Raw genomic sequence first — 17,784 nt, 5'->3', positions numbered from 1 at the left:
ACTATTCGGGTTCACTTCATGATGAGCGGTGTTTTGCTAAGCTTTTTGTACTTGTAATTCTTCACGTTCCATTATTCTTCTTAATACAATTGTTTGTGTCATTGTAAATAAATTACCTGTTATCCAGTACAACACAAGTCCTGATGGCGCCGCAAATCCCATAAATAGAATCATAGCGGGCATCATAATTTGCTGTATTTTCAGCATTTGTACTTGTTCTCCAGGTGTGATATTAGATTGGAATACTTTCATCTGAATAAATGTTGTTAACGCTGCAATAATCGGTAATATATGATATGGATCTGCATGTCCTAGGTTCACCCATAAAAATGAAGATGTGCGAATCTCTTCCGTTCGGCTAATCGCATAATACAAAGCAGAGAAAATCGGCATTTGTATAAAGATTGGCCAGCAACCAGCAAGTGGATTCCAACCGCCTGATTTCATTAGTTCTGACATTTCTTTTTGATACTGCTTTTGTTTTTCAAGATCTTTGCTTACATCACCGTATTTTTTCTTTAGCTTCTGCAATTCAGGTTGCATTTTTTTCATTTTCGCTTGGCTACGATATTGTGAAACAGCTAATGGAATCATTGCTGAACGAATAACGAGCGTCATGATAATGATAGCAATCCCGAAGCTAGCTCCAGGTACATGATGAGCAACAAATTGAATCATAAACGAGATTGGATATACAAAATAATGATTCCAAATCCCAGTACTATGTGCATCAATTGGGGCCGCATTACTGCAACCAGATAAAACAAAAACAAGTAATAATGATAAACTAACGAGCACAGCTCGGTATGATTTTAACATGTTCATTCCTCCAATGTTTCGTAATTATTTAGCGAAACATTGGTGTATACGGACCGACCTCGTCATTCTCATCACTTGATTCTTGTCTGCGTACAGAACGAATCATTCCATATTTATAAAAAATAGAAAATAGCGGTACATTTCCCGCACTATCTTCACATGTATCAACTAACGCAAAAGCTCTTTGTTTACCGCTCGATGCTTGCTGACGCACAAAGCGAGAAACATTAGCAAGGAAGAAAACTTCTAATAAACAAAGTGCCGTCGTTACAAACGATATATATAGAATTGCATCCTGCAATAAAAATTCCATCGCTTCACATCCTTAATAAGGTCATTTTAGCACATTCCACAAACATTCTCTATTTCCTTTTATTTTCAAAAAAAGTATTTTGCATATTTTCTCAAGAAAATAATAATTAAGAAACATTGTATTCGCTTTCTTTAGTATATTCACACACATCAATGAATAGGCTTGATTTGTTAGAAATTTAGAAAATTTTTGCATTATAATAAAACTATTGCCAGTTTTTGAAAAAACCTTTATTCTCTTCTTGTAATCAAAAATGAATATGGAGATGAAACATACTATGGGTCAACTAGGAGACGCCGATTACGTTCCCGACACCGCCTTTTTATCCTTCCCAGCAGCTAAAACATTTCACTTAGAATTTATGATACAGTTAGTTGTTATTTTTATAGCTTCTATTTTGTATGCAATTTCTATGAATATGTTTTTTATCCCGCATAATATGATTAGCGGTGGATTCGCTGGTGTAGGGATGATTATCGGTTATTTAATGCACTACAATATCGGTGCACTTATCTTTTTACTAAACATTCCTCTTCTTATTTTAAGTCACTTTTACTTAGGCAAGAAGACAACCTTTTTAACAGCGTATTTTGTAGCTATATCATCTTTAGCGATGAACATTATCCCAGTACATCAAGTTTCAGAGGATATTTTACTTTCTTCTGTATTCGGTGGTGTAATTTGCGGAGCAGCTTCAGGAATCATCTTCCGATTTGCTTCTTCAACAGGTGGTTTTGATGTCGTTGGATTGATTGTAGCAAAACATCGAGATATTTCGATTGGAGCAATCATCTTTGGATTCAACTTGATCTTACTTGTTGCAGCAGGATTTATTTTCGGATGGGATATTACGCTTTATACGTTAATTAGTCGGTTTGTAGTCAGCAAAGTAATTGATGCCGTGCATACAAAACATATTAAATTAACGATAATGACAGTTACAGAAAAAGGTGAGGAAATAAAAAGCGCACTATTACATCACGGCATACGCGGGGTGACAATGGTAGATGCTGTCGGCGGCTATACAAACCATAAGAAAAAAATGATTTACACTGTCGTGACTCGCTATGAGTTAGGCGAAATGAAGCGTATTATCCGTCAAGTGGATAACAAAGCATTTATGAACATTACTGAAACAGTTGAAATTGTCGGCCGTTTCAAACGCATATAAAAAGGCGCAAGGAGCTAGCATTCCTTGCGCTTTTTATTTTTTACACTTATTACAAAATCAGATAATTCTATTATTGTGCCCCTAAATGTGTTATAATGAAAGTAGACTCACAAAAAAAGAGTATATAGACTTGGAAGTTTCTCTTATTTTACAAGCAAAAAGAAACGAGCAGTCGGGTATATTTCAAACACCATACACGTAACGGTTTAAAAACCGATCATCTTAGTTATTCTTCACTAATCTTTTATAAAAAGATACGTACAACTAAAATTCACTTCAATATACTATACCTACCTTTTTGCCTTCCAAATCATCTTATTACATAAGGAGATGAACATATGAAACAATATATAAGATATACAATAGCTGTCCTGTTTGCCATTATCGGCGGTACGATTTGTTTCTGGACAAACACACAGCTTGGAGAGAATATCATTTTTAATGGAATCGAAACACTTGTAAGCGCTTCAATTTTAGGCGGATACATTTACTTCCTCTTCAATCCAGAAGAAAATGCTCAGAAAACAATGTTATTAACAATGATCGGAATCGTTGGTGGATGTATTTCCTACTCAATGACAAACTATACATTACCACTTCAATTAAGCTCAGCTTTCTTCCACGGTCTATGGACTTGGTTCATTGCATTCTGCCTAGCAGACGTATTCAACCTATTACAAGACACTGAAGAAGATAGCGGTCGTCAAATTGAAAGTAACTCTTAAGCTGGAAGATACTCTTCCAGCTTTTTTATTTTGGTTTGCATAACCCGGCACTACAATAAAAAGAAGTTGCCCCTACAGTAACTTCTTTCCTACATCCCCCCGCTCATAATCCGAAACGAAACATGCGCTCCGCCTCTCACCTCACTATTTTCTACCTGGATTTTACCACCATGCTTCTCAACAATTGTCTTAGCGATATATAACCCAAGTCCAAAATGCTCCTTGCTTCCTGAACGTGATTGATCTCCTTGATAAAAACGTTGTAATACTTTTTTCAAATCTCCTTCTTGAAAACCAGGTCCTGAATCATATATATGAAACTCTATCGCGTCATGCCAAGCACATACTTTAACGAGCATCTTCCCTGACACCGGCGTAAACCGAACTGCATTCATTACGATATTATCCATTACTTGACTGATTCGCTCTTGGTCAAATCCTAAACTTTGTACATCCTCATTATTTTCAAAAGTGACGTCCCACTCAATTTCTTTTTTCCTAGCTATACATTCATATTCTTCTAGTTTTTTAAGAAAGAATGGGTTTATATGCACTTTATTTAAACGTAATTGAAACGAGAAACTTTCTAACTCATTTACTGTTTGGAACTCTTCCAGAAGTTTTGTCATTCTGTTTGTGTTTCGTTCAATCGTTTGTAAATACCGATGTAACAAATCTTCATTTTTCCATAAGCCACTTTGCAAACCTTCTGTATGACCTTGCACAATCGTTAATGGCGTTTTCAAATCATGAGAAATAGCTCTAATATATTCTCTTCTTTCTTCTTCTAACTCCCATTGTCGTGACAAACTAGTAGCTAATGCTGCGCGCATATTTTCAAACGAACAGACTAATTCACCAATTTCATTTTTCGCATTATACTCTAAACGAAAATCTAGATCCTGCTCTTGAATTCTTTTTGAAGCCTCTGATAGTTCAACCAGTGGTTTCTTTATTCTTTTTCCCATTCGGTTTGAAACGATATAGGATAAAATTGTAATGTATATAAAAGGCGAAGCTAAAAATAAGATTATAAAAAAGGAATCAACTGCCGAGGCAGTTGACATTGTCAAATGATAATTAAGCCCGATTGCTCCCTGCAAATCTCCATCCTTATCTACTAAAGGCAAATATGTCGTAACTTCATTATCATCTTCTTCTCCATAAATATTCGTATTAATAACACTCAAAATCGGTCTCTCATTTGTTATTAATTTCTTTTTATATGTACCATAAGAAATATCTCCTTGCCTATTAACGACTTGATATTGAATCCCCTCTCTAGGGACAATTTTCTCTAATTCATTTCGCTCTTTCTCGTTTAACAATAGTACGCCTTTATCTTTTACGTATTCTTTTATCATAGGTATTTTCTGCTCATAATAATTTGCAGGAAATACCTTCCCATTCTTCGTTAGCCAATACCAACCACTAGCCGCCGTTAAAACCGTCAGTATTAAACTACCAAGTAATACTATTAAGAAGCCAATTACTAGCTGTTGTTTAATCCGTAACCTTTGCATCAATTCTGTACACTCCACTTATATCCAATTCCCCATACCGTTTGAATATATGTATATTCTCTATCATATACACTAAGTTTTGTTCTAATTTTCTTTATATGCTCAACTACAGTAGAGACATCACTTTCACTATCATATCCCCAAATCTTTTCAAACAGCTGCTCTTTCGTCAAAACTTGGCCAGCATGAAGTGCTAACATTTTCACGACTTCATACTCCTTTTTTGTAAAGTGAATTTTTTCTTTACCTAACAGTATTTCATAACTCTGCAAATCTATTACTAAATCGCCATAACGTAGAAAATTCTTTTGCCCCATCGTTTGCAATTCTGTCGTACGGCGCAAATTGGCAACAATTCTCGCTTTCAACTCTTTAAAACTAAATGGCTTACTAATATAATCGTCTCCACCAATCAATAAACCTTCTATCCGAGAGCGTTCACTACTATCAGCACTTAAAAATAAGATTGGGCATGCATAAGACTCTCTCATCTTCTCGCACACTTTAAATCCATTCATATCCGGCAGCATAACATCTAAAATAATGAGATCCACGCTCCTATCTAATTTTTTCAAGGCTTCTTCACCACTTAATGCACTGCTTACTTCATACCCTTCCATGACAAGACTATCTTCAATAAATGTAAGAATATCCGGTTCGTCATCTACAAGTAATATTTTGTCCGCCACGGTAAGTCCCTCCTAATTAAATACATCTTTTTTACACCAACTAAACATAGCCGCTATTGCACATCCTCCTAAAATTGTACCATTTATTAGGTAAAATGTTCCTTTCCCTTCACTTAATATTCTTAGAATCGATTCGCTTCCAATTACAAAATAACTTATTTCTTCACTCACATACAAACTAGCTACTAGTAAACCAACTATCACAAAATACGTAATGATAGCATTTTGAAACCAAAGACTTACAAAACTACTCAACATTGTTAAAGCACTTGCGATAAACCATAGTATTAAATAATATTTTACGGTATATAAAATAGAGGCACCCGTCCCATAAATGACTTGTTTATCCAAAAAGAAGGTCTCCTCTGCGTGCCTTATAAAAAATGTTCCATATATGTAACTTTCTATAAATGCCATTAACAAAAACAAACTTACGATACTCATTTGAGTAATCCATTTTGCCAATAATAATTCCCACCTACTTACAGGACGAACCATAACAAGCCGATACGCACCAGATGAAATTTCACTATTAAAGCTATCAATAAATAAGATTGGAAAAATTAATAAGAATAGAGTAAAATACCATTCTCTTGTAACTGCGACAGGAAAGTTTAAATTACTTAAGATTGTTTCCGTCCCTTTTGTATCATAAATAGCAACTCCAAAAGTATGAACCCATGCACTGTGCAAAATAAGTAACAGCCCAAAAATAACAATTAATACTTTCGTCTTCTTTCTATCAAAAATCCGTTCAAATTCACTTATAAGTATTTGTCTCATTCTTCACACCTCACACAAAATTATCTTTTTTTCCTATCCCATAAACTGTTACAACATTACAAACAACAATGTACAGCAGCAAAATTACAGACCCAAACAGGAGCATCCACAAGCTACCAGATAAAGATATAGCGATTCCTTCATGTTGCAATTTAATTAAAGATGAATAATTAATATAAAGAAAAACTGGTGATTTCCCTATCACTAACGCCATCGCTGGATATCCAAAAGAAAATATAATGAATCCCATACCAAGAAGTGTTGCACTTGTTGTGGATTTACTTATAACCGAGAGCATAATTAATATGCTAGCCATCGCTATTAAAGTAAGATAAGCAATTCCATAATAAGAAATACAGTATAAGAAAACGCCAAGTGCATTCATTTTTTCCGTGTGATAAAACAAAAGAATGCTCGATTCATGCTCAAAGAAAATATAGCCAATGCAATAACTACAAATAAAATAGGTACCTATAAATAACAAACTTACTGTTAATATCGTAATTATTTTTGCAATAAGAACCTCCGAATACTTGTATGATCTTTGGATTACCATCCGAATTTGACCGCTATGATACTCTTGAGCAAACACAAGGACAATCAAAACGAGTAAAACAAGGTTACATATACTCATAAGCATTTCAGATAATGCAAGTACGGGGAATGAATTCGCATATGTATAATCAACTGCTATTCTTTCTACCTCTTGATTATGTTTCAAATAGTACCTCGTAGCCCCAAGTAACATCACTGGTATTATAAAAAAACAAAGCCATGTTACTTTCTTTGCCCAAAGTCGCTCCCATTCCGAGCGCACCAACATCATCATGAGCTCATCATCTCCACGAAAATATCTTCTAATTCTTTATTCCTACCTTGCAACTCTTCCGTCATCCCCCGCCATATTAGTGATCCTTCGCGAATCATGACCCAAGAATCACACATAAGCTCCAATTCACGAATTAAATGACTAGAAATGAAGAAAGTAATTCCCTTCTCACGCTGTAAGTCGAGTACAATTTTACGAAGTTGCTTCATTCCAACTGGATCTAATCCATTAGACGGTTCATCCAAAATAATAAAATCAGGATCCCCAAGAAGCGCCTGCGCAATCCCTAGACGCTGCTTCATCCCTAGCGAATATGTACCAACTTTATCGTCAGCACGATTTTCTAAACCAACAACCTCTAATACTTGCTGAACTTTTTTTTCAAGAACTTCTCCACCAGTACGTAACGTAATCCTCCCTAAATTCCGTAAGTTTTTTCGTCCTGACATATAAGGGAAAAAAATTGGAGCTTCTACAATTGCACCTACATGCCGAATAGCTTCTTTCCTATTTTTTTGTACGCTAATGCCATTAATTAAGATTTCACCTTCATTTGGTCGAATTAACCCCATAATCGTTCGAATAAGAGTTGTCTTCCCTGAGCCATTTGGCCCAACAAAACCACAAATTTCATTTTTATAGACCGAAAAAGACATGTGGCTTAACAACGTTCTTCCCTTCACTCTTTTCGTCACATCTCTTACTTCTAAAACCGCTTTTTTCATCCTTACCGCCTCCTTACTACAAGAATAGAAGGTAAAAATAAACAATTTATAAACAAATAAAAAGAAGTTACCCAACGGCAACTTCTTTTCCACATACCCCACTTCATATTCAATTAAATATATCAACGATTTTTCAAATATATCGATCATTTCTCCACTTATATCGACGCTTCGACACTCCAAACGCACAACATACCCTATCCCCCAAGCAACTTACTGCCGAACTCTACGATTAAAAAGATAATTAATAGGATCGCGAGTATCTTTAATGCTACATATGCCACTTTAAAAACAACATAAATGAGCAAGACTATCAAAATAATTGATAAAATTTCCATATTCACTTCCTCCAAGCTTTGCTCTTCTTATCTCATTTTACTCGCCCCGGGCTATTTATGGAACGGCATAAGATGACATATAAAAAAGAGGATACCTCACCCATCGTAAGATACCCTCACCTTCAACTGCTCAAACCATTCTCTTTCTAATTGTAAATATCCCATCTCACTCTTCTCGGCGCTCTTTAATTCTTTATCAGCTTTCTTCATATAAGTACGGGACGCTTCCATATCGCCCTCTAAATATTTAATAATTCCCTGTGTACGGTAATATCCGTTTAGGTCCATTTTGGTAATGGCCTTCCCATGTTCCTTCGCTTCTTGCAAAGAAAGACTATCCATCTGATAAAGAGCTTTATATAAAAGATACCAACTATGAAAACTACTAACGAAAAACTTATTTTCTTTCGTTACAGGTAGTTGAACAATTCGTTCTATATGCGGTATGGCTCTTTCCATTCCCTCTTGATCTGCACGAGCAAAAAAGACGAGCATAAGTCTACTCATTATCTCTCTTATCCCTTTATTCTCTTTTATTTTTTCCTCACTCAGTTCTACTAATCTTTCATCCCAATCTTTCGGTCTTTTATCACTAAATAACTCACTCGATATTTGAATCTCATATAAATGATTTCTAGCTCTTTCATCATCTTTAAATAAAATAAGAAATTGCATACCATCACTCATAAGCGTTCCTTTTATCGGCACAATTGTAACCGCAAAGATTGCAAAATGGACAAAGGAAAAATATAAAAGATATTGATAATAACTTACCATGTATATGTAACCTGAAGTAATACCAAATAGTAAACTTGTAATCGGTCCACCTAAAGTGAGCCATGCCCATTTTTTCGAAAGATTCGGTGTCTCTATAGAAGGTGGTACTAGTGTTGCGACGCCTCCAACGTACGCCCATAATTTATTTTCTCGAATGCGTAATTTTCCCTTTTCTTTTTGAATAGTAATGGGTCCTACCGTCATAAATTTAAATGTCAAACCACCTATTACACCAAATACTACATGCCCTAGCTCATGAATGGCTAACACTAACAATGAAATTCCAACTATTGCCCATAGGTTCAAAATTACTTCTAATTTCCCAGTTCGGATTACTCCGTATAAAATGGACAAAACTAACGCCGCCGTCATAGCACCAGCTGGCCTTCTTAAAATATCCACCTTTTTCTCCCCTTAATAAATCATTTTTCTCTGCATTTCGTACATGAATTTTCCGAGATGCAATATCCAAATAAATGAGATTAAACCAATTAACACAAAATCGATATCACTAGCCGCTGTATATATAACGGCAGCCCACCATACATACGCCAATACTTTATTAGTAAATTCATATGCTCTATATCCAGCCGCATGCACAATGTGCTTTAATCCTTCATCTGCGTTTTTCGTCCACATCTCCATTGATTCCATATATGTTACACCTTGTTCAGGATATAGCTTATTATAACGATTTTTTGTTATGATCCCGATAATCACTACAGTAGTTAAACAGACAATTGAAGTTACTAAATTCCACACTGCAAATGAAACATTTGTATCCTGTAACAGTGCACGTCTACATGTAATAACTGCATATACAAACCATGCCTGCGTAACTATATCACCTACACGTAAATATATACTTATAATGCCTAATTTTCTGCCTTGTACGCTCTCCTCTTCATCACGTGCCTCCGCTAACATACGTGTATTCTTCCAAGTATAGTACATCATTAAGACTCCAAAAAAAGTACATACACCTATAAATGTATTGGATGATAACTTTCTCGGTTCATCCGAGAGTAAATTTAAAGCTATATAAGATGTTAAAAATCCTCCTATCATACTTAATGCTATTTTTCCCATAGAATCAAATTGTTTTTTTCGCTTACTCTTCATCGTCCTCTTCCCCCTCCACTAACGTAAATATTTCTTCCACCGGTACATTGAAAATGTGTGCGATTTTTAATGACAATACGATAGATGGTGCATAATCCCCGCGCTCAATTAAACTAATGGTTTGCCGTGATGAGCCAATCGCTTTCCCTAAATCCCCTTGTGATAAACGATGCTTTGCTCGCAATTCCCTCACTCGATTTTGAAGCTTCATACCTTACCTCTTTTTCATTTATTTAATTAGAATTGTAAATAATATCCTTATTTTTGTCAATTATAATTGTCATTACGACTATAATAATTGACAAAAATATATATTTCTTATCCCGTATCAAATTCCTATAAAGAATGTACAATGTGAATTAAACATAGTCTTAAAAACAAAATAAAAAAGGCAGTGCCCAAAAGCACTGCCTTCCTAAATTCTGACATAGAATGGATTCCATATTAACTTGCGTTTTGTAATAATGCTCGTTTTAACTGCTTACGGAAACGAATGCCTAACGTAACTGCTACAATCACAATAACTCCAAAAATGATTTTACCTATATGACCTTCTAGCACTCCAAAGATATCATGTAAATTTCCACCTAACCAGTAACCACCGATTAAGAAGAATGATACCCAAAATAGAGCACCTGAATAAATTGTAATTGCAAAACGACGGAATGGTAAATTAATAATCCCTGCAAAATATCCTGTAAAATGACGTACACCAGGAATAAAGAAACCAATAAAGATTAGGAAGTACCCATACTTATCAAACCACATTCTCGTTAAGTCGATTTTTCTTTGTGTTAAAAATACGTATTTCCCATACTTTTGAATGAAAGGCATACCTAACTTATTTCCTAAAAAGTATTGAATCGTCATTCCTACACTTGTCCCAATAAAGGATAGAATAATTAAAATCGGTAAGCTTAAATCACCCTTCTGTGCTAAAAACCCCGCATATGCTAATGTTGGCTCTCCTGGAAACGGAAGTGCAATATATTCTAACAGCAAGCCGACAAGTACAACATAGTACCCATATTGCTGAAATAATTCATGAACCCATTCCATGTCATCTCTCCTTTCAATCACGTACAATTTCTTATTATTATTGTATAAAAAAATTGTCGAAATAACTATCACAATAGCTTACATTTTTATTACATTTTTGTAAGGGTCACACTAATGATTTCCGCTCTTTATTAAATAGTAAAAATCATTTTCCAAGTCGAAATAACAAAAAGATGAATTAACAATATGCAAATTTTATCCATTTTTTAACACTAAAAAACCCCTCTTTTTTTGTTCTCAATAAAAAACCACCACAAACTCATGCTAACTTCATATTAGCTTCATATACGTATTGTAAGATTATATCGGAATTTGTTGAAAAATTTAACCAATATATGACTAAGCATTAATTTGAATAAATATAAGTCGTTTTTCGAAATTGAAAAAAGGGTGAATACGAAATGGAAGCATATAAAATGCACGATTTTATTAATACAAATGTTGAATCTCATCAAAATGAAACCGTTTTTAATTTACAGATATGTGAAACAAGTGAATTTGACGTAAGTTTAACAAAATCTACAACACTATCTTTTATCGTTTCAAAAAAGAATATTAAAATTGTCACGAAAAAATGGATTAATTCAAATCAAGAAAGCATGATTGGCAAAAGCTATATCATTCCAACGAAAGCTTTTCACTATTTCTTACCAATCATTTCTGAAAATGAAGATGAGCTAAATATTCAAGTTCAAAGTTTTGGACTACGTGGTGAGCTTTTATTAAATGAAAGATTACTTATTGATAAAAACAACAAGCACAACATCAAAATCACTACATTCTTTGAAACATTAGATGAAAATGTAAATAAAGCATTACGAGGATTACAACTTCATTGTATGTAAGACTATTACGATAGTAAAAGGAGAATAACAATGAAAAAATTATTATTAAGCGCACTATTATCATTAGGATTTTTAACTCTTCCATTCGCTAGCGCAGAGGCAGCTACAACGAAAGATCAATTAGTCGTAAACACTCAGTTAAATAAAATGGATTATTATCAGAATGGAAAATTTATAAAGAGTTTTACTGTCGCTACTGGAAAAACAGAAACACCTACACCTAAAGGCACTTTTCAAATCGTAAATAAAATTAAAAACCGCCCTTATTATACAGGCAAAATTAAAGGCGGCGATCCACGTAATCCACTTGGTGACCGTTGGCTCGGATTAAATATGGCAGGAACTTACGGAACAACTTATGCGATTCACGGAACTAACAATAATCAAGCAATCGGCAAAGCAACAACACTTGGTTGTATTCGTATGTATAACAATGATATACACTGGTTATTTGAGCGCGTTCAGCAGCAAGCTACTGTCACTGTAAAATAGCCTAAAAACAAGATTTATCTGTAGCCAAGAATTTTACGTCTTGGCTTATTTTATTTATTCATTTACAGTAGCAAAACAACTGTATTTACATATATAATAGGAATAGATTTGATTAGCTAATATCTAAACATTGATAAACGTAGATATTAAAATTATACAGTTATAATGTTTTATAAATTTTATAATACATACTATAATAGAACTACTGTAATTCTGAACTATTCAGTAACACTAAACTATTCCCCTTGCTACTTTCATTATTACTTTATAGCGGGGGCTTATTATATGTATAAACAATCTGAGTCACTCGAAAAATGATGAATTCGAATATTGCAGTAAAAAGCGTTATTTAGGAGGTGTTACTATGACGCATATACTGGTGATTGAAGACAACCCAGATATACAAGAACTTATTCGTGAATTTCTAATGGCACAAAACTTTACAGTTGATGTAGTTGGTGCTGGAACAGAAGGTATTCTTCTTTTCCAAAAAAATTCATACGATCTTGTCCTCCTCGATGTAATGTTACCAGATATAGATGGCTATAGTATTTGTAAAATTATGCGAGGACAATCTGATGTACCAATCATTATGTTAACTGGCTTACATAATGAAGAAAGTGAAATTAAAGGATTTGAGTTAGGTATTGATGACTATATTACGAAACCGTTCCATTACACCGTATTTATTAAGCGTGTAGAGGCTGTATTAAGAAGGGCAGCAACGAAGGAAGCAGAAGCTGCAACTATACTACAATTCCATGAATTGATGTTAAATTCTACAGCATATGCAGCTTATGTTCATGGTAATCAAATTGAATTGACAACAAAAGAATTTGAAATTATTTATACTTTACTGCAAAATCGGGGAAAAGTATTATCAAGAAGTGATTTGTTGAATAAGGTATGGGGCTATGAACATTATGGTGATGTAAGAGTTATAGATACACATATTAAAAACTTAAGAAAAAAATTAGGGATTCCTTATATTAAAACGGTGAAAGGCATTGGCTACAAAATCGAATCGTAGCAAAGATAACATCACCAAAAATATTTTCATCAAAACCTTATTATTTTGTATTCTTTTATCACTTTGTCTTTATCAAATCATTTACTTTCTAGCTTCAAACTACGATAAAGAACGTTTTGCGAAAGAAAATGGAACGCCGACTACAGAACAGGCGGATTCAAATAAGCAAAACGATCAAAGTAAAACGAATCAAAATAAAGCTGTGTCAGAGGGGAACATTTCTAATTTCCAATCTTCTATTATAGATTATAAATCTCTTTCTACAGCTATCAATCACCTTTTGCAGCCTAGCCAAACTGCAAAAGCAAAAGAACATACACAAAACCTTTCGGGGAAAAATAGCACTTCTAATCAGCTTACAGAAGCAGAAAAGAAAGCCGCGAATAATGATGCCTTACATACACAAAATGCAGCAAGTAAAACAAATGATACAGATGATAATCCAAAGTTAGCAGATGCGTTGCAGCAGTTAGCTCCACAGGTTGGCGCGACAATGCTTGCATTATCTCTACTCGGATCTTTAATGTACGCAAAACTAATTGCTAAACCTTTTCAATATATGAGCGATGCTTTAAAAGATATTATGAATCTTGATTTCTCAGATAAAAAGCTACTTAACAAAAATACAGATCAAACAGATTTTAATTTGTCAGTAGCCGCTTCACAAGTACCAAATATTGTGAAGAATTTACATGAAAGCAATCAAGATTTAAGAAATGAGCTCAAAAAGGAACAACAATTAGAACAATCTCGTAAAGAATTTATGTCTATGGTATCCCATGAATTAAAAACACCAATCGCAGCCGTCATGGGACAATTAGATGGCATGATTCACGGAATCGGAGCTTATAAAGATAGAGATAAGTATTTAAAACGTTCCTACGAGATGATGCAAGACATTAACATATTAACGGAAAAAATGTCGGAATTATCCAAAATACAAAACCCTCAATTTAAACCGAATTTAGAAGTCATTTCTTTATCTAATATTATTGAGGATGTTATGAAGAAAGTAGATTACTTTGTATCTGTAAAACAATTAAATGTACAATCTAATATTAAACACGACGTACAAATTTTAGCTGATCCTAAATTTATTCAAACTGCTATTTTTAACATTATTTCAAATGCAATTCATTATACAATTGACCATCAGCACGTATATATAAAGCTTTATGAAAAACCAAACGGTTACGCATTAGAAGTATTAAATACAGGTTCACAAATTGATGAAGATAAACTTGCTCATTTATTTGAGCCTTTCTATCGCGCAAACCCTGACAAACATGGTTTAGTACAAGGTAGTGGTCTTGGATTATATATCGTGAAACAAATATTAGATAAACATCAGTTTCCTTACGGGATACAAAACACAGCTCAAGGTGTAAAATGCTCCATTGTATTCCCAAAAGCAATGTAACATTCACTATAATTACATACCCCAAATTCATACTTCATGTGTGAGTGGCGGAATTTTGTAGAGTGTCTTACTCTGTTTCGTTCGCCCGTTATCCTTATTTGGATAACGGGCGTTTTTTATTACTTAAAAGGAGGATTTTTTATGGAGAAGTTTAAATATTCATTGCTCGTTTTATTCGGAGCTTGTAGCTACGGCATACTTTCAACTATTTTCAAACTCGGATTTATTGACGGATTTTCAGCACATCAACTATTAGGAGGACAATATGTCTTCGGATGGATTGGACTATTTCTACTCGTTCTTTTCTTTTCACGTCACAAAGTAACCAAAAAACAATTCTTTTCATTACTAACCGTCGGAACAACGATGAGTATGACTGGGATCTTCTACGCTATTTCTGTAGAAGAACTACCCGCATCTATCGCTGTCGTTCTACTCTTCCAGTTCACTTGGATTGGTGTCATTATCGAAGCAATTGCTAATCGTACATTTCCAAGCCGCGATAAGGTCATATCTATCCTTATTTTATTTGCTGGTACATTGTTTGCAGGTGGTGTATTTGAAGGCCTCGGACAAAGTTTTTCTATGAAAGGAATTATCTTTGGACTATTAGCTGCTGTCTCTTTTTCATTCTATGTTTTTGCAAGCGGGCGCGTCGCTACAGATGTTCCACCTTATACGAAAAGCTTTCTTATGACAACAAGTGCTACTCTTATCGTATGCCTATTCTTCCCGCCAACCTTTTTAACAGATGGTGCCCTGCAAGCCGGCCTATGGAAATATGCTTTCTTCCTCGGACTGTTCGGCGTTGTTGTACCTGTCATTTGTTTCTCAATCGGTGTACCAAAGGTTGGAACTGGACTTAGCACGATATTAGGTGCAGCTGAATTACCAACTGCTATTATCGCTTCTATTACACTTGTACATGAAGTCGTAACATTCATGCAGTGGATTGGAATTATTTTTATATTGCTTGGAATTTTCACTCCTCAGCTACTTACGGCTAGGAAAGAAAAGAAACATAGTAGCGTGCATAGTGCGTGAAAATAGAAATTTTCATATAAATGTAAATACAGTTACAATGTGGTATGATTTCAAATCTATTTGGAGGTATAAATGACTATTTTAAGCGTAGCCTTTTTTGCTATTATGTGTATCTTCTTCCTAATAAGATATATGAAAGAAAAGAAATTTTACGATTTGCTCCTCATTCCTATTTGCGTATATGCTGGGGCAGTCAAAACACCTTTAGTGGAGTACTTAAACTTTAATACTACATTCAAAATAACATATGATATTGCAGCTATTATTCTCGTGATCCTTGCTGTACTTTTCTTTTTGAAAGAGAAGAAAGAGAATCCTACTGCATAACAAAAGACCTTTCATTCACTTGAAAGGTCTTTTTCTCTATCTCACTTTACCGCTCCATATAGTTTCTCTATCTCATGCTCAATTTGTTTTATATCGATGCGTTCAAATAACGGCTGCACGCTATTAATTCTATTCGGCAACGTATTTTGAGGTTCCCAATTTCGGTTCACAATCGACAATGTGTTTCGAATCCTTTCACTCGAAAATGGTAAAAATGGTTCAAGAAGATTTGCAAAATTAGCGATAAGATAAACACAATTAAAAATCGTTTCTTCACATGAAACTGGATCATCTTCTCTTTGTTTCCAAGGCTGTTTTTCATCAAAATATTTATTTGCAAAACGTACTGCATCAAATATTGTCTCTAACGCCACCTTAAATTTAGTTTGCTCAATCGCCTCTCCTACATGTTTATATAATCCTTCTACTTTATCTTTCAGCTCTATATCAATAGTTCCCTTCGGTACAGTACCATCATAATATTTTTCAATAAACTTTAATGTGCGGTTCACGAAGTTTCCATATGCCCCTAACAATTCACTATTATGACTGTAAATAAATTCACGCCATGAAAAATCAGTGTCACGATTTTCTGGTGCATTTACTGTTAAAAAGTAACGAATAGAATCTGGATTGTAACGTTCTAATATATCAGGTACCCATACTGCCCAGTTTTTACTGGTAGATAACTTTCTTTTCTCTACTGTTAAATACTCATTCGAAACGATATGACGCGGAATTGCTTCCTCTCCTATTCCAAGTAAGACCGCTGGCCAAATGATGGAGTGAAATGGAATATTATCCTTCCCGTGTACATAATATGTTTTCGCATCACTATTCCAAAACTCGTGATCATCTTTTCCTGTTTCTTCAGCCCAATGTTTACTTGCTGAATAATATCCTGCCACAGCTTCAATCCATACGTAAATTTTCTTATCTTCATATCCTTTCACTGGAATTGGTACCCCGATTGGTAAATCTCGTGACACTGCCCTATCTTGTAACCCTTCTTTTACATATCTTTCTGTTAGCTGAATTGCATTATCACGCCATGTTCCTTTTTGTTTTGCGATTTCTACAACTTTTTTAATTTGCTGCTGAAATGTATGCAATGCAAAATAGAAATGCTCTGTTTCCTGTACACATGGCGTACTACCACATAACTTACATTTCTTTTCTAACAAATCGAGTGGATCTAAAATAGCAGAACAAGCATCACATTGATCTCCTCTCGCTGCTTCATGACAATGTGGACATATTCCTTCTACATAACGATCAGGTAGAAACTGCGTACACGTTTCACAATATGCTTGTTCTACTGTTTTTTTATAAATATGGCCTTCTTCTAATAAACGTAAAAAAACTTTTTGAACAGTTTCATGATGGGGCTCACTATCTGTACGTGTATAGCAATCATACGTAAAACCGAGATTATGAAAACATCGCTGGAATTCTTCATGATACTTATTAGCAATTTCTTTCGCTGTCACACCTTCTTGTTTTGCTCTAATTGCAATCGGTGTTCCATTACAGTCACTCCCTGAAACATACAGCACATTCTCACCTTTTGCCCTGTAATAACGCGCTAAAATATCTCCAGGTAATAAACTCGCAATATGGCCAAGGTGTAACGAACCATTCGCATACGGCCAAGCGCCTCCAATAAAAATACTCATCTTACATTCCTCCTTTAAAATATAAAAAGCCCCACCCCTATCTTAAAAAAGATAAGGGCGGGGCTGTATAAACAGTC

The 17,784-nt window shown here is 34.6% G+C and carries 21 protein-coding genes and 1 other annotated feature (1 of these 22 cut by a window edge); of the genes, 8 read left to right on the top strand and 13 right to left on the bottom strand.

Annotation, left to right across the window (positions count from 1 at the left end; genetic code table 11):
- Positions 1–36: 36 nt before the first annotated feature.
- Together yidC and COK05_RS04860 are read right to left on the bottom strand one after the other, a co-directional pair.
- A complete protein-coding gene (yidC, locus tag COK05_RS04865; RefSeq protein WP_098611671.1) occupies positions 37–819 on the bottom strand; it encodes a membrane protein insertase YidC in 783 nt (260 codons plus the stop codon).
- Between the two features lie 28 nt (positions 820–847).
- A complete protein-coding gene (locus tag COK05_RS04860) occupies positions 848–1,132 on the bottom strand; it encodes a hypothetical protein (RefSeq protein ID WP_098611670.1) in 285 nt (94 codons plus the stop codon).
- A gap of 277 nt (positions 1,133–1,409) precedes the next feature.
- On the opposite strand from COK05_RS04860, the gene COK05_RS04855 reads away from it, so the two are divergent.
- A complete protein-coding gene (locus tag COK05_RS04855; protein WP_098611669.1) occupies positions 1,410–2,303 on the top strand; it encodes a YitT family protein in 894 nt (297 codons plus the stop codon).
- 338 nt (positions 2,304–2,641) lie between these two features.
- On the top strand, positions 2,642–3,028 hold the full coding sequence (locus COK05_RS04850; RefSeq protein ID WP_098611668.1) for a DUF3938 domain-containing protein: 387 nt from the start codon (positions 2,642–2,644) through the stop codon (positions 3,026–3,028).
- Positions 3,029–3,117: 89 nt separating this feature from the next.
- Here the strand turns inward: COK05_RS04850 and COK05_RS04845 are convergent, their stop codons facing one another.
- From COK05_RS04845 to COK05_RS04795, 10 genes are all read right to left on the bottom strand, one after another.
- Positions 3,118–4,551 carry a sensor histidine kinase gene (locus tag COK05_RS04845; protein WP_098611667.1) on the bottom strand — a complete coding sequence of 478 codons (1,434 nt, stop codon included), beginning with the start codon at positions 4,549–4,551 and terminating at the stop codon, positions 3,118–3,120.
- The gene (locus COK05_RS04840; RefSeq protein WP_098611666.1) at positions 4,551–5,240 is read right to left on the bottom strand and encodes a response regulator transcription factor; all 690 of its coding nucleotides are present in this window, start codon (positions 5,238–5,240) and stop codon (positions 4,551–4,553) included. The genes COK05_RS04845 and COK05_RS04840 overlap by 1 nt, the downstream gene beginning before the upstream one ends.
- A gap of 12 nt (positions 5,241–5,252) precedes the next feature.
- Entirely contained in the window at positions 5,253–6,023 is a 771-nt protein-coding gene (locus COK05_RS04835) for an ABC transporter permease (RefSeq protein WP_098611665.1), read from the bottom strand.
- 10 nt (positions 6,024–6,033) lie between these two features.
- On the bottom strand, positions 6,034–6,852 hold the full coding sequence (locus tag COK05_RS04830; protein WP_098611664.1) for an ABC transporter permease subunit: 819 nt from the start codon (positions 6,850–6,852) through the stop codon (positions 6,034–6,036).
- Positions 6,849–7,577 carry an ABC transporter ATP-binding protein gene (locus COK05_RS04825; RefSeq protein ID WP_098611663.1) on the bottom strand — a complete coding sequence of 243 codons (729 nt, stop codon included), beginning with the start codon at positions 7,575–7,577 and terminating at the stop codon, positions 6,849–6,851. The genes COK05_RS04830 and COK05_RS04825 overlap by 4 nt, the downstream gene beginning before the upstream one ends.
- Before the next feature lie 197 nt (positions 7,578–7,774).
- Entirely contained in the window at positions 7,775–7,915 is a 141-nt protein-coding gene (locus COK05_RS04815; protein ID WP_000404758.1) for a DUF3985 family protein, read from the bottom strand.
- A 96-nt stretch (positions 7,916–8,011) separates the two neighbouring features.
- Positions 8,012–9,064, bottom strand: a complete 1,053-nt coding sequence (locus COK05_RS04810; protein ID WP_141538898.1) for a hypothetical protein — start codon at positions 9,062–9,064, stop codon at positions 8,012–8,014.
- Between the two features lie 42 nt (positions 9,065–9,106).
- Positions 9,107–9,814 (bottom strand): DUF3169 family protein, encoded by a 708-nt coding sequence (locus COK05_RS04805; protein WP_098611661.1) that lies wholly within the window; start codon positions 9,812–9,814, stop codon positions 9,107–9,109.
- On the bottom strand, positions 9,804–10,025 hold the full coding sequence (locus COK05_RS04800; RefSeq protein ID WP_000776157.1) for a helix-turn-helix transcriptional regulator: 222 nt from the start codon (positions 10,023–10,025) through the stop codon (positions 9,804–9,806). Before COK05_RS04800 ends, COK05_RS04805 begins: the two co-directional genes overlap by 11 nt.
- Positions 10,026–10,258: 233 nt before the next feature.
- Positions 10,259–10,873: a DedA family protein gene (locus tag COK05_RS04795; RefSeq protein ID WP_098611660.1), complete on the bottom strand. Its 615-nt coding sequence runs from the start codon at positions 10,871–10,873 to the stop codon at positions 10,259–10,261.
- A gap of 401 nt (positions 10,874–11,274) precedes the next feature.
- Between COK05_RS04795 and COK05_RS04790 the strand changes: the two genes are divergently transcribed.
- The 6 genes from COK05_RS04790 to COK05_RS04765 all read left to right on the top strand — a co-directional run bounded on the left by COK05_RS04790 (position 11,275) and on the right by COK05_RS04765 (position 16,031).
- A complete protein-coding gene (locus COK05_RS04790) occupies positions 11,275–11,718 on the top strand; it encodes a DUF3978 family protein (RefSeq protein ID WP_098611659.1) in 444 nt (147 codons plus the stop codon).
- Positions 11,719–11,748: 30 nt separating this feature from the next.
- Positions 11,749–12,210, top strand: coding sequence for a L,D-transpeptidase (locus COK05_RS04785; RefSeq protein WP_098611658.1), 462 nt, complete (start codon positions 11,749–11,751; stop codon positions 12,208–12,210).
- 364 nt (positions 12,211–12,574) lie between these two features.
- The gene (locus tag COK05_RS04780) at positions 12,575–13,240 is read left to right on the top strand and encodes a response regulator transcription factor (RefSeq protein ID WP_000148833.1); all 666 of its coding nucleotides are present in this window, start codon (positions 12,575–12,577) and stop codon (positions 13,238–13,240) included.
- Positions 13,218–14,660 (top strand): sensor histidine kinase, encoded by a 1,443-nt coding sequence (locus COK05_RS04775; RefSeq protein ID WP_098611657.1) that lies wholly within the window; start codon positions 13,218–13,220, stop codon positions 14,658–14,660. Before COK05_RS04780 ends, COK05_RS04775 begins: the two co-directional genes overlap by 23 nt.
- A gap of 141 nt (positions 14,661–14,801) precedes the next feature.
- Positions 14,802–15,704 (top strand): EamA family transporter, encoded by a 903-nt coding sequence (locus COK05_RS04770; RefSeq protein ID WP_098611656.1) that lies wholly within the window; start codon positions 14,802–14,804, stop codon positions 15,702–15,704.
- Positions 15,705–15,776: 72 nt separating this feature from the next.
- On the top strand, positions 15,777–16,031 hold the full coding sequence (locus tag COK05_RS04765; protein WP_098611655.1) for a hypothetical protein: 255 nt from the start codon (positions 15,777–15,779) through the stop codon (positions 16,029–16,031).
- A gap of 41 nt (positions 16,032–16,072) precedes the next feature.
- Here COK05_RS04765 and metG read toward each other — a convergent pair whose 3' ends face one another.
- On the bottom strand, positions 16,073–17,707 hold the full coding sequence (gene metG, locus COK05_RS04760) for a methionine--tRNA ligase (RefSeq protein ID WP_098611654.1): 1,635 nt from the start codon (positions 17,705–17,707) through the stop codon (positions 16,073–16,075).
- Positions 17,708–17,757: 50 nt separating this feature from the next.
- Positions 17,758–17,784: a binding site (T-box leader), on the bottom strand; it runs 244 nt beyond the window's last position.

This window comes from Bacillus cereus, from assembly GCF_002567495.1.
In the GTDB taxonomy this organism is placed as follows: domain Bacteria; phylum Bacillota; class Bacilli; order Bacillales; family Bacillaceae_G; genus Bacillus_A; species Bacillus_A cereus_AQ.
The sequence above is the reverse complement of the archived record's forward strand: the minus strand, read 5'-3'. Positions and strand labels throughout refer to the sequence as shown.

Excerpts from the sequence above, each read along its gene's own strand:
- yidC (WP_098611671.1), bottom strand. The coding sequence starts at position 819 with ATGTTAAAATCATACCGAGCTGTGCTCGTTAGTTTATCATTATTACTT.
- COK05_RS04860 (WP_098611670.1), bottom strand. The coding sequence starts at position 1,132 with ATGGAATTTTTATTGCAGGATGCAATTCTATATATATCGTTTGTAACG.
- COK05_RS04855 (WP_098611669.1), top strand. The coding sequence starts at position 1,410 with ATGGGTCAACTAGGAGACGCCGATTACGTTCCCGACACCGCCTTTTTA.
- COK05_RS04850 (WP_098611668.1), top strand. The coding sequence starts at position 2,642 with ATGAAACAATATATAAGATATACAATAGCTGTCCTGTTTGCCATTATC.
- COK05_RS04845 (WP_098611667.1), bottom strand. The coding sequence starts at position 4,551 with ATGCAAAGGTTACGGATTAAACAACAGCTAGTAATTGGCTTCTTAATA.
- COK05_RS04835 (WP_098611665.1), bottom strand. The coding sequence starts at position 6,023 with ATGAGACAAATACTTATAAGTGAATTTGAACGGATTTTTGATAGAAAG.
- COK05_RS04830 (WP_098611664.1), bottom strand. The coding sequence starts at position 6,852 with ATGATGATGTTGGTGCGCTCGGAATGGGAGCGACTTTGGGCAAAGAAA.
- COK05_RS04825 (WP_098611663.1), bottom strand. The coding sequence starts at position 7,577 with ATGAAAAAAGCGGTTTTAGAAGTAAGAGATGTGACGAAAAGAGTGAAG.
- COK05_RS04815 (WP_000404758.1), bottom strand. The coding sequence starts at position 7,915 with ATGGAAATTTTATCAATTATTTTGATAGTCTTGCTCATTTATGTTGTT.
- COK05_RS04810 (WP_141538898.1), bottom strand. The coding sequence starts at position 9,064 with ATGACGGCGGCGTTAGTTTTGTCCATTTTATACGGAGTAATCCGAACT.
- COK05_RS04805 (WP_098611661.1), bottom strand. The coding sequence starts at position 9,814 with ATGAAGAGTAAGCGAAAAAAACAATTTGATTCTATGGGAAAAATAGCA.
- COK05_RS04800 (WP_000776157.1), bottom strand. The coding sequence starts at position 10,025 with ATGAAGCTTCAAAATCGAGTGAGGGAATTGCGAGCAAAGCATCGTTTA.
- COK05_RS04795 (WP_098611660.1), bottom strand. The coding sequence starts at position 10,873 with ATGGAATGGGTTCATGAATTATTTCAGCAATATGGGTACTATGTTGTA.
- COK05_RS04790 (WP_098611659.1), top strand. The coding sequence starts at position 11,275 with ATGGAAGCATATAAAATGCACGATTTTATTAATACAAATGTTGAATCT.
- COK05_RS04785 (WP_098611658.1), top strand. The coding sequence starts at position 11,749 with ATGAAAAAATTATTATTAAGCGCACTATTATCATTAGGATTTTTAACT.
- COK05_RS04780 (WP_000148833.1), top strand. The coding sequence starts at position 12,575 with ATGACGCATATACTGGTGATTGAAGACAACCCAGATATACAAGAACTT.
- COK05_RS04770 (WP_098611656.1), top strand. The coding sequence starts at position 14,802 with ATGGAGAAGTTTAAATATTCATTGCTCGTTTTATTCGGAGCTTGTAGC.
- COK05_RS04765 (WP_098611655.1), top strand. The coding sequence starts at position 15,777 with ATGACTATTTTAAGCGTAGCCTTTTTTGCTATTATGTGTATCTTCTTC.
- metG (WP_098611654.1), bottom strand. The coding sequence starts at position 17,707 with ATGAGTATTTTTATTGGAGGCGCTTGGCCGTATGCGAATGGTTCGTTA.